This window comes from Paenibacillus sp. NPDC056579 (assembly GCF_042793215.1).
In the GTDB taxonomy this organism is placed as follows: domain Bacteria; phylum Bacillota; class Bacilli; order Paenibacillales; family NBRC-103111; genus Paenibacillus_S.
This window is the reverse complement of sequence record NZ_JBHTVD010000018.1, coordinates 85,325-97,206: the sequence shown is the minus strand read 5'-3', so window position 1 is coordinate 97,206 and position 11,882 is coordinate 85,325. Positions and strand designations below refer to the sequence as shown.

Annotated in this window: 8 protein-coding genes; 3 read left to right on the top strand and 5 right to left on the bottom strand. The window is 51.5% G+C overall.

Annotated elements, in window-relative coordinates; all coding sequences use genetic code 11:
- Positions 1–204 precede the first annotated feature (204 nt).
- From cdaS to ACFQ88_RS37475, 5 genes are all read right to left on the bottom strand, one after another.
- Positions 205–897, bottom strand: a complete 693-nt coding sequence (cdaS, locus tag ACFQ88_RS37495; RefSeq protein WP_379462847.1) for a sporulation-specific diadenylate cyclase CdaS — start codon at positions 895–897, stop codon at positions 205–207.
- A 197-nt stretch (positions 898–1,094) separates the two neighbouring features.
- On the bottom strand, positions 1,095–1,829 hold the full coding sequence (locus ACFQ88_RS37490) for a 2'-5' RNA ligase family protein (RefSeq protein WP_379462845.1): 735 nt from the start codon (positions 1,827–1,829) through the stop codon (positions 1,095–1,097).
- A 232-nt stretch (positions 1,830–2,061) separates the two neighbouring features.
- Complete coding sequence (locus ACFQ88_RS37485; RefSeq protein WP_379462843.1) at positions 2,062–3,453, bottom strand: rhamnogalacturonan lyase family protein; 1,392 nt, start codon at positions 3,451–3,453, stop codon at positions 2,062–2,064.
- A 55-nt stretch (positions 3,454–3,508) separates the two neighbouring features.
- On the bottom strand, positions 3,509–5,041 hold the full coding sequence (locus tag ACFQ88_RS37480; protein ID WP_379462797.1) for an extracellular solute-binding protein: 1,533 nt from the start codon (positions 5,039–5,041) through the stop codon (positions 3,509–3,511).
- Positions 5,042–5,173: 132 nt separating this feature from the next.
- Positions 5,174–7,306 (bottom strand): helix-turn-helix domain-containing protein, encoded by a 2,133-nt coding sequence (locus ACFQ88_RS37475; protein ID WP_379462795.1) that lies wholly within the window; start codon positions 7,304–7,306, stop codon positions 5,174–5,176.
- A 234-nt stretch (positions 7,307–7,540) separates the two neighbouring features.
- Here ACFQ88_RS37475 and ACFQ88_RS37470 point away from each other — a divergent pair, with 234 nt between their 5' ends.
- From ACFQ88_RS37470 to ACFQ88_RS37460, 3 genes are all read left to right on the top strand, one after another.
- Positions 7,541–8,500, top strand: coding sequence for an ABC transporter permease (locus ACFQ88_RS37470; protein ID WP_379462793.1), 960 nt, complete (start codon positions 7,541–7,543; stop codon positions 8,498–8,500).
- A 20-nt stretch (positions 8,501–8,520) separates the two neighbouring features.
- Positions 8,521–9,375 (top strand): carbohydrate ABC transporter permease, encoded by an 855-nt coding sequence (locus ACFQ88_RS37465; protein WP_379462791.1) that lies wholly within the window; start codon positions 8,521–8,523, stop codon positions 9,373–9,375.
- 476 nt (positions 9,376–9,851) lie between these two features.
- Complete coding sequence (locus tag ACFQ88_RS37460; protein WP_379462789.1) at positions 9,852–11,222, top strand: rhamnogalacturonan lyase family protein; 1,371 nt, start codon at positions 9,852–9,854, stop codon at positions 11,220–11,222.
- The last annotated feature ends 660 nt before the right edge of the window (positions 11,223–11,882 follow it).

Sequence of the window (11,882 nt, the reverse complement as noted above, 5' to 3'; positions counted from 1 at the left end):
GTAATATACCACATTGCATTTATCCATGCAAGCATTTCTTTTTTTCCATTCAAGGGATGTCCCGCATGCTCAGAAAAGCCGTCCTGCTTACTAGTTTCCATTGCCGCTCTCGCAACGCCGGATTTGCAATATACCATGATCTGCACTTGGAATGCAAGCAAAACTTTTCATTCGTACAAGTCACCTAAAATGGCTTCCGCCTTTTTAATGAATAGTCTCTTCATTCGCTTCAAATGAATCCGTATCGAATGCTTCGGCATCGCTCGTATCTTCATCGACTATCATATCCACGCCGCTTAACGGATGGAGCGTTCCTTTGAATGCGAAAGAGGCATTTCCCGTTTCTTCGGAAACGACGAGCACAAGCGCATCCGTTTGCTCTGTTAAGCCTATGGCGGCACGATGGCGGGTGCCCATTTTTTTGTTTACCAGCACCGCATGGGATACAGGCAGAACGTTCCCCGCCGATACGACCCGGTCCCCTTGAATCAGCACGGCGCCGTCATGCAGCGGACTACCGGGATAAAACACCGATTCCAACAACGAGTAGGTCAAATTCGCTTCCAGAGGAATTCCTGAATGGATCATCTGATCGAGCGGATCGTTTCTTTGAATAACAATTAAGGCGCCGTGCCTTCGCTCGGACAAATGCTGAATAGTGATCGATAGATCTATGTAATTAGAAGTAAACGCAGATAAATAGCACTGCAAATAAAACGACGCGGCTATCGATTGTACTTTTCGGATGGAATCCCTTATATCGTCGAATTGGCTTAATAAACAGTGATTTTCGTTATTTATTTGATCGAGGCTGTTTTGAACCATTTCCTTTATATCGGTCAAATACACCTTCAACTGTTCTTTCATTGGGGATACGTCGCAATTATGCATTATCATGACCACCTCACCACTTTGTACACACATCAAACATAATATGTACATCTATTCGATTGCATATTACGCTCTTGTTCCAATATACCCTTGATCAAGCTTAAAAAGAAAAAAGCAGGCAGCCTCGCGGCCGACTGCTCGTACTGCTTATATTGCGTGATTACTTAGCATATGACTAAGTACATCCATGGGCTTACCATTTTTTACCTATCCACATTCGCTGCGCTAAACACATCGCGAAAGTCGTTCATATGGGTATGATACTGGTATACCAAGTAATAAACATCCAACACGATGTCAAATTCAGCATGCTTGCGTACCCGCTCCAATGTTTTGTGCAGCAAGACCGCTTCTTTCTTATCAAATGCCAGCGGTCTGAAATACGCCAGGGATACGTGGGGGACGAACGGTCTGCCCAAAGGAAATACGGCCTCCAAACGATGGAACATATCGATCAGTATCGTAAAATCCCGCTCCGAATCGGGCGCAAATTTGAGGCTGACAACATCTTGACCGCTCGTGCTGGCGCCCATCGAGCGCATACGGATTTGTTCGCCAACATATAGTCGGCGTATTTCCCGAAATACCGTCTGTACTGCATCTTCGTATTTGGAAATCAAGGCGCGTACCGTTTCGATATCGCCGTTGATATTGGACACATTGCCCAAGGCATGAATCGTAAGATGAAACGTCTCGGGGATCAGCTTTACAAGCATGGAGCTATGGCTCTGAAACAACCGTTCCTGAATATCGGTGCATTTGATCTTATCTTCATCGGAAAGCTTGATAACAGCCGTCGCTCCGTAAAAATCGTTCATCCGCCCATCGGGAGTGATCTTCTGATGCAACCGTTCGGAAACGCACCAATCCGCCGGAGACGCTGTCATTTCTCTATGAAAGCTATCGGATAACGCTGCATTGTACGCTTCGTAATTCATATCATCAGCCTCTTTTCCGGACACGCCGCTTTATGCTTCATGTTACCATTACAAGCTGCGGGCTACGAATTAAGGTTTTGTAAACATGCTAAATAACCCCACAAAGTGAAGCTTTGGCTTCAAAGTCACTCAGATACTTTGCTGGGAGCCCCGATTACAAATGCTATATAGGATAAAAAGCCGAATGCCGCAGCATTCAGCTCTCCAGCCTACACATATAAACAAACACGTTCTACAATCCGCTGATAATATACAAATTATATCCTACGCCGTAGGCGCGCTGGCAGGAACGGTAGTAAGGATGGGCATACCGCTCTGCCGCTGCCGGGCCATCCTCCGCGTTCCGGTCCGCCCACATTTGCACGGTGCCGTCCGGGCGAAACGATAGCAATTGCTCGCCCGGCAAGTCTAAGAAGCGCGAAGCCATAGCGACCGTACCGCCAACATTGCCAAGCATGCGTCCATGCCGGTCAAACAGGCTGCCGTCCCCTCCGGGCATGCCCCTGACCAGCTCGTGATAACCGTCCCCGTTAATATCGACGGGGATCGTCCGGTATACGCTGAAAGGGACAGCGTAAGCCCGCCCGGAACCTGCTTCGTAAGTGAACTCATCCATGTTCTGATGGAAGCGCCCGTCCGGACCGCACGTTTTGGCTCCGATCCGAATGGCCATCGTTGCATGCGACCGGTCGTCGAGTATTCGTGCCGCCCAGCCGATATCGATGTGGCCTTCATCCACATCGCCCCACAAGCGGCGGCCCTGATCGTCGAACATGACGACACGAGGGGTCGCCTGCGGGTCGGACTCGCGCACCGTGAAGATCGACCAGCGCCCGGTCGCCCGATCGAGAATCGGCTGGACGACATCGGAGTGGCCCCGATACACATCCCTGTCGGCGCAAAACAGCTCCTTGCCCGTATCCAGCTCAATGCACCGTTCCCCCCACAGCAGCTCATCTACGCCGTCGCCGTTAATATCCAGGATCGGCGTAATATGGCTGCCGCGCGCGCCGGGATCGTCCTTCCCGATATCGATGCGCCAGCGCTCCGTCATATCCGGGCTCCACGCCTGCAAGTGCATGCTCCAATAAGTCCCTTGGGCCGTAATCAGCACAGGCTCACCGTGCACGTAGCCTCCAAGGATAAAATTGCGGAACGTGCAGCTGAGAGGCTCCTCCTTGCCGCCGTCGTTGTTCCACGGCCATTGTCCCGTCGTTTGCCCCGTTATGGCGTCGATTCTCTCCAGCCGGTACTGCCCTACGCAGAACGGATGCGTTTCATTCAGGTTGTTCACGAACCACAGCTCATCAATCCCGTCCCCGTCCAGGTCGAACGGATATACCGGACAAAACCAGATGCCCGGCACGACAGCGCGGCCGAGGTCTCTTTTCCACAGCACTTCGCCTTGATCGGTGAAAAGCATCATCTTCAACGTATCGGAAGGATAGTAAAACATATTGACCGAAGGGTCCACATCGAAATCCGCCCCGTAAGTGGCCAAAAAAGCCCGATTCCTGCTCCCAAGCTGAACCGGGCAGCAGCGGAGCTGCCCCAGCTTCTGTCCTAGCGGCAGCTCCAGTACGGTTTCCAATCTGATCTGTTTATCTGATCCGGTTATAGCCATAGCCTGCTGTACCTCCAATTATCGATTTTCGTTGCAAAAACGATTATGCTCACACTTACTTCACTATGGACTTCCCTTCCTTGTTATACCAATCCGTCCAAAATTGAATCGCCTTATCCCCGCCCGCCGATCTCCAGCGGCTAACGTAGTCGTCCCATGTTTTATCGACGTCGGCGTTGCCCAATATCGCTTTGGTCGTGTATTCGTCGACGATTTTGGTCAAATTGAAGCCCGAGAGCTCAGGATAATAGGGCAGCGCCGATCTTAGCAGGTCCGGCTTGCCGATTTTGTTGGCAAGAGTCAGGTTGTCGACGGCTTCCTTCGGATAGACGACGCCGATATATTTCTTAATGTCCTCGTTCAGCTGGCCGGTCCGGACGAGCGAGAACGACCAGTGAATCGGGGCCAGCTGCTGGGCGGCTTCGATAGTGCCGTTCGTTTCCTTGTAATTGACATTCGGAATGCCCAGGAACGAAAATTTCATGCCTTCCGGCGAGACGGCCCAATCCATAAACTTCATCAGCCGGTCGATGTTTTTGGTGTTTTTCGGTATGGCAATATAGTGCCGGTTCAAGCTGGCGTAAGTGAATACGGAGGGAGAGCCGTCCTTATGAGGCGGCAGCTCGACGGCGATGTATTTGTCCATGACCTCCTTCGGCAGCTCGAGCCCGGACGGGTAATGCCAGAAGCCGGAAATGACGCCGTATTTGAGCGACTTGAATTTTTGCTGGAAAATCGGTCCGGTCACCGTCGGAAACTCCGGATCCAATATTTTCTCGGAGACGAGCTTATTCATGAATTTCAGAAACTCTTTGTGCTCCGGAGTGATTTCCGGAGGCGTCACTTTGCCGTCGCGAATGCTGTAAGCTTCCGCATTGAACGCCGCTTTGAAAACGCGCGCCCCTTGATCGACGTTGTTGCCCGTCAATAATCCGAACGTATCCTGCTTCCCGTTGCCGTCAGGGTCCTGCTGTGCAAACGCCTTCATTACCTGGTAAAACTCGTCGATCGTCTTAGGCTCCTTCAGGTTCAGCTTCGTCAGCCATTCCTTGTTAATATAAACGACCTGGCTTAAGCCGTCCGGCCGGCTGTACGGGAACGCCCACACTTTGCCGTTTTCCGTTACGGGCAGCCAAGAGCTTTCCGGCATCACTTTTTTTATATTCGGATAGTTGGCCGTATCATTAATATAAGGCGACAAGTCGGCCAGCAGACCGTCCTTCGCATACTTCATAATCAAATCGCGGTCGGATACGGCGAACGCATCCGGATAGTTGCCCGAGGCCATCAAAACATTGATTTTGTCGATATACCCCGCCGATCCCGGCGAATTGAGCTGAATTTCCACACCCGTCTTTTCTTTTAGAAAACGGATGTATTCATTGTCCGTAAGCGACATCCCTTTCGGGTCGACGTTATAATCGAACAGTACTTTAAAGGTTACTGGCCCCTCCTCCTTCTTCCCGTCCGCACCGTTCTGCGTCTCCGGCGGCGAAGCTCCGTTTCCTCCACTGCAGCCGGCCGCCATAGCCAAAGCCAATGCGACAATGGCCAGAGCTGCCGTTTTCCCCTTTTTGAACCAACTCATCCGTACAACCTCCTTAAGTTCGATTCGCTTTCCATTCCATTGTTAAGCGCTAAGGAAGGCACTGGCAATGAACATTATCCGCGATTGTGTAAAAAAACCGGGACCATGCCGTGTTCATTTTTTTGTACATCGTCACTTTTGCTGCAATTTGCTGCGGTATTCGGATGGGGTGAAGAAGTGGATTTTTTTGAAATTGCGGATAAACGAATGGACCGTATCATAGCCGCATTCCTCGGATATTTGTTTGATGGGCTTATGCTTGTTCTCAAGCAGCAGCAGCGCTTTCTTGATCCGAAGATGGTTCAAGTAATCTACGAAGCCGTAGCCGAGCTCATTTTTGATTAAGGAACTGATGTAGGAAGGGTTAATGCCGAGGCTGTCGGATACAACGGTTAGCGAGATCGCCTTGTCGAAATTGTCTTCGATATACTCTTTGATCATTTGGAACGTTTTGTTCTGGCCGGTTTTTCGAACGTGAACATGGTCGGATACCGTCTTGGCGATGTAGACGATGTATGTTTTTTTATCCTCAATGAATTCGTAGCTGTACAGCTTCATAAACATGTTCTCCTGCACCATGCCGGATATGTCTTGCCGCAATTCAAGCGCGAGCTTGACGATGCCGAACAGCAGATTCGACAGCGCCGCATTGAGCAGCTCCAAGGAAAACCTGCCTTCCGTCGTCATCGTCTTGATCATGCTGTCCAGATTGGCCTCGAATTTCACCATGTCGCCTTCTTTCATGCAGGCAATCAATTCATTGATGTCAAAAGTAGGGAACAGCCCGTCTTGCTGCTGCTTATGCGGAATGCTCTTCGAATGGATGACCGCATCTCTGCCGTAAATCACCTTGTATTCTATCGCCTGCAGCGCTTGAAAGTAGCCGTCGTGGACGGTTGCGATGGAAGGAACGACCTGGCTGACCCCGGCACAAACGGTCAAATTGCACGTATCGCGTATTTCCTTTTGCAAATAACGGACGGTTCCTTCCACGCTGGATATAAAGGAGTCTTCCTCCGCATGCTCCGGCAAAGAAATAAGTATCGCCATTTTATCCGGCTCCGCTTTGACAGGATACGCCGCATATCTGGTCTTAAACATCCATTGAAAGGCGTGGTAGATCGTTTTATCCATAAAAAACCGTTCGTCCTTCTCCATATTGAGCAAATAACGGTAGTAGTCATCGATTTGAATTACCACCACCATATATTTGGAGGATGCGAGCTTCAGGTTCATTTCCCGTATAGGTCCGGCCATATCCTGTTCCTTAAGCTTCCCCGTCAGCAGGTTGAGAACGAAATGGGTTCGCAAATCTTCGAGATTCCGATGGTAGCGGTTCTCATATTGAACGATTTTCTGAAAATACGACTTGCGCATAAATACATACAGACCGATGCCGCTCGCCAAAATGACGGACATCAATAGCAAAATCATTTGCTGGCGATGCCTGTATTCCGGCGTCAGTTCGATGCGCGGGACATAAGAAATCGTCTTCCACTCGCCCGGAGACTGATCGGAAACCATCGCCAGCACGTTATCGACAGGGTGAGGAGCTTCGGCGTCCATCCCTTCCTGCATGATTTGGTTCAGCTTCTGCGAATCCATCGGCACCGGCAGCCCGCTGCGGTACGTAATGACCTGACCGTCTCTGCTCACGAGCAGCATATGATGGCTTTCCGGAAAATCGGCGAACAGCTTCTGTTCGTCCACGTTGATCGCCACCCAGCCGACACCTCTCAGATTGCCGACGAATGTAATAATCGTCTTGGCGTTGCCGTAGCTTGCCTTCTCCAGTCTTGCCTGTACCCACCGTCCGCTGCCTTCGGGCTTGCCGTCGAACAAGGCTTTGTCCGGAAACTGCTCCAAGCGGGTAAATTCATAGTTGGTAGACAGCACCGTATCGTTGGACTTGTTATACAGATAGATGGATACGATGAGCGGGTTGCTGTTAATCGTCTTGAGAAACTGCTGTTGAATCTCCCTCAGCATATACATATTGTGGACACCCGATTCCGTCTGCTGCAGCCATTCGAACAAGGGGTCGTCCAGCGACATCTGCATATAGACGGAGTGGATCTGGTCCTGCAGCACGAACAAGACGGAGGAAAGCTTCTCGTGCGTTTGCCGGAACGAATTGGTGAACTGCTTCCCTTCATCATAGTGTGCCTTGGTCAAATAGACGAATCCCGTTAAAGCGCCTGCCATGATCAAAATCAAACAAAGCAACAAGAGCCTGCGTAACGTTTCGGGCTGCCATCTCCACATTCCCTCTCACCATCCCAATTTTGATCAAGCCTTACCCCTTAGTTTCGAAAGCGCTATCAATATCCTGACCAAATTATATCACCCTGCAAGAGCTAACCAATGTGCATTTTTGCGATTTTGTAAAATACACATCCTCCTTCCAAAGATTTGTACATCATCAAAAGCAATCGTCATTTCGTCTGCCCTGCCGCCCCCCTATAATAAGGGCAAAACAAACGAGGGGTGATGACCGAAATGAAAGCATCCGCTCATCAAGGGGAGCTGACGATGCCGAAATCCGCTTACCGGACCGGCTCCTTCCTGATGCAAATCCGCAAAAACAAATATTTGTACCTCCTGCTGTTTCCCGGCGTCTTATGGTATTTCGTGTATAAATATTTGCCCATGTACGGCGTTATTATCGCGTTCAAGGAGTACAACTTTTCCAAAGGTATTTGGGGCAGCCCATGGGTGGGGCTGAAGCATTTTCAGTTTTTGTTCCGCAACGACGATTTCCTCAACATTGTGAAAAATACGCTGCTCATCAACATTTACGAGCTGCTGTTCGCCTTTCCGGTCCCGATTGTTCTCGCCCTGCTGCTCAACGAGATGAATTCGATGCTGTTTAAAAGGACGATTCAGACCGTCGTTTATTTCCCCCACTTCTTGTCCTGGGTCGTCTTCGGGGGCATCATTATCCAGCTGCTGTCGCCCAATGAAGGGCTGGTCAACAACCTGCTGCGCTTTTTCGGGATAGAGCCGATCTTCTTTCTGTCCAAGTCCGAATATTTCCGCCCGATCGTCATCGTGTCTTCCATTCTGAAGGAGGCTGGGTGGGGAGCCATCATTTATTTGGCTGCGCTCAGCAGCATCGATGTCGACCAATACGAAGCGGCAACCATCGACGGGGCGAACCGTTGGGATAAGCTGATACACATTACGCTGCCGGGCATCCGGAATACGATCGTCCTCATGCTCATTTTGAAGGTCGGCTACTTGCTGGATGTCGGCTTCGAGCAAATTTATATTTTGTATAATCCTTCGGTTTACGATGTGGGCGATGTGCTCAGCACGTACATTTACCGGATCGGTCTGCAAGGCGCGCAGTTCAGCGTCACTTCGGCGATCGGCTTGTTCCAGTCCGCCATCGGCTTCCTGCTCATATGGGGCACGAACCGGATAGCCAAAAAATTCAGCGAGGTGTCGTTATGGTAAAAAGGGTGGGGACATTGGCTATGCTCAAGCAACCGAATATATGGATCGGCGGGATTCTTCTGCTGTTTGCGATCGTTACGTTTTTCCCGTTCTACTATGTCATTCTCGCCTCGGTCAGCGACGCCAATCTGATTAAAGAAGGCGAATTGCTGCTCACGCCCAAAGGCTTCAACCTGAAAGCTTACGCGATGATCTATGAAAATGAAAAATTCATCCATGCGTTCCTCGTAACTGTATCGCGTACACTGCTGGGGCTGTGCATCAGTCTGACGCTGCAGCTGACCGTCGCCTACGCCTTGTCTCGTGCTTATTTGCCCGGCAGGAAATTGTTCATGCTGTATATCATTGTCACCATGATGTTCAACGGCGGCATCGTGCCTACATTCCTGATCGTGAAGGCCACCGGGCTCATCGATACGATATGGGCGCTCGTCATTCCTTCCGCTATCAGCACGTGGAACGTCATTTTGCTGCGCAGCTTTTTCGAAGCTGTACCTGATAGTCTGGAGGAATCGGCCAAAATGGACGGGGCCAACGATATCGGCATTTTTCTCAAAATTTATTTGCCTTTATCGCTGCCTGCGATCATGACGATCGGACTGTTCATAGCCGTCAGCCATTGGAATGCATTCATGGATGCCGTCATCTATACGAATTCCGATAAGCTGCAGGTGCTGCAACTATTTTTGCGCGATATGGTCATTCATTTGGAGATGGCGACGCTCATGGGGGAAGTGTCGAACGCAACGGAAGTATCTTCACTATCGCTGCGGGCAGCCTCCATCTTCCTCGCTTCGCTGCCCATTATTGCGGTGTATCCTTTCATCCAGCGCTTCTTTATAAAAGGAGTGATGATCGGTGCAGTCAAAGGCTGATAATTCGTGGGATGGTGGTTGACAATGGCCGCGTACCCGTCGTTGCCGGACGACTGCAAGCATGAACAGAGTCTCGTCAAAGCCTGAGTCCCAGGATGTAACGCCCTTGCCGGATGGTTACAAGCGAGAACAGAATGACGTCCAAAACCGAGTCCATGGATGTGGCGCCCTTGTCGGATGGTTACAAGCAAGAACAGAATGACATCCAAAACCGAGTCCATGGATGTAACGCCTTCGTCGGATGGTTACAAGCGAGAACAGAATGACGTCCAAAACCGAGTCCATGGATCTAACGCCTTCGTCGGATGGTTACAAGCGAGAACAGAATGACGTCCAAAACCGAGTCCTTGGATGTAACGCCCTCGCCGTTTGCTTGCTCCTCGTCGGGGCGCGTTTATCATAGAAGATTCTTACAGCCCGAGTATGTATTCGGATCTGAACTAAAGCCCACTATTTATTCAAGGAGGTTTACCCGCATGACATCGACCGTTCAATTGAAGCAAGTATTGGAGCTCTCTCTAGGCTCGCCCGTAGGGATGCTTAGAGCATTTCCTGTCCATCTGGATGGGGAAAAAGCTATTTGCGCCGTGTACAGCGCCGATTTCGACATCGATCCGTATACGGAAATGTTTTTCTTCCCTACGGATACGTTGAAGCTCGCTTTGTTCACCACCGACGGGCAAATTCGCTGGAGGCGCGACTTGGGGCCGGGCGTGATCCCGGGCATCTGGTTCGTGCCGTTTTATCCGTTTGATCTGGATCAGGACGGTACGGATGACATCTGGTTCGTTCACAATCTGAACGAGAAGCATCCGTTAAGCGTACGGGAAAGCGTGCTGGAGCGGATCGACGGTAAGACCGGACAAACGATCGATCAATACCCCTGGGTGTATGAGGAGCAGCAGCAGCCGATCTCGCAGCTGTTCCGCAACTTCATTGCGGGCGGTTACGTAAATGGCCGGCCGGTGCTTGTCACAGCGCAGGGGACGTACGGCAGCATGTACCTGCAAGGCTGGAATGCGGACATGACCTTGCGGTGGAAGGCGGAGATTCCGAGGGATGTTCCCGGCGCTCGAGGCAGCCATATGTGTCCTGTCATCGACGTGAACGGCGACGGTGTGGATGAGATCTTCTGGGGCGAGCGCTGCATCGAGCTCGATCGTGGCACGGAGCTGTTCTGCGCGGACCGGGACCATTATCGCGGTCATTCGGACGTGATTCAGCCGATCGTCCACCCGGGATCGGGCGAGATAAGCATCTGGACGGTGCGCGAAAGCGACGGCCAGGTTCAGCCCCGCGTCGCGATGTTCGACGCAGAAGGGAACCGTGCATGGGGCGATGTGGACACGGGCCACATGGATATGGGGTGGTCGGCGCGTCTGCATGACGATCAGAGCCATATCGTGATGGCGATCCGCATCGGCCAAAAAACATGCGGGCCGGACGGGCGCTATCATCAGGATATGGATGAGTTCACTTACGACGCGTTGACCGGCCATCCGGTGCCTCTGCCCTACAGCGTCTACCGGACCGTCCCCGTCGATATGAACGGGGACGGCTACCACGAGCTGGTCAGAGGCATTCCCGGCGGAGACGGCGAAGTCTTCGACCGGCTCGGTCATTCGTTCGGCCATGTCGGCGGCACAGTCGCGATGGCCTCGAAGTTTATGAATTTGCCGGGCGAGCAAATTCTATGCTTTTATCCGGACGGCACGATCCGGATATGGGCGGATGAGCATGCGGCCGACAGCGACGCGGCGAAAGCGCGCTATGCTCATCCGTTCTACGCCGCCAGCCAGAGGTTGACCGGTGTAGGGTACAACCTGTGCCTGATGGCGGGGCTGTAGAGATGAGGAAAAGCCGGGGGAGTTGTCCCCGGCTTTTCCTATGCGATGGCGCGAGCCAGCTAGCCTGCGAGACCGGCGAGTCTACGAGACTGCGAGTCTGCGAGGCTGCGAGCCCGACGAGTCTACGAGACTGCGAGACTGCAAGATTGCGAGTCTGCGAGGCTGCGAGCCCGGCGAGTCTGCGGACCCAACGAGTCTGGGCGGCTCTGAAGCCTAGCGGACCGTGGATCCGCTATTTGTTCTAAAATGGCATCAAAATGGATTGATGCGGACACAGGATCCGTTATTGCCCTATAAATCAACCAATTTCCTTGAAATTGGGTGCAATAGCGGATTCCCTGTCCGATCCGTGCCAAAATCGGGGTGTTTTTTGCAAAATAGCGGATCCTGTGTCCGATCGAGTAGGTGGGTGGGACGTTTTTGGAGAATGATCCGGCGGTGAGCTGCTCACTCAACCCTTGCCACGAATCGCAGCCTCATACTTCTGAGATCTCAAGTTAGTTCAGCAACTTCATGCTACTCATGCTATCTCAGTTACTCCTACTGCTTCGAGTTACTCCTACTGCTTCGAGTTACTCCTACTGCTTCGAGTTACTCCTACTGCTTCGAGTTACTCCTACTGCTTCGAGTTACTCCTACTGCTTCGAGTTACTCCTACTA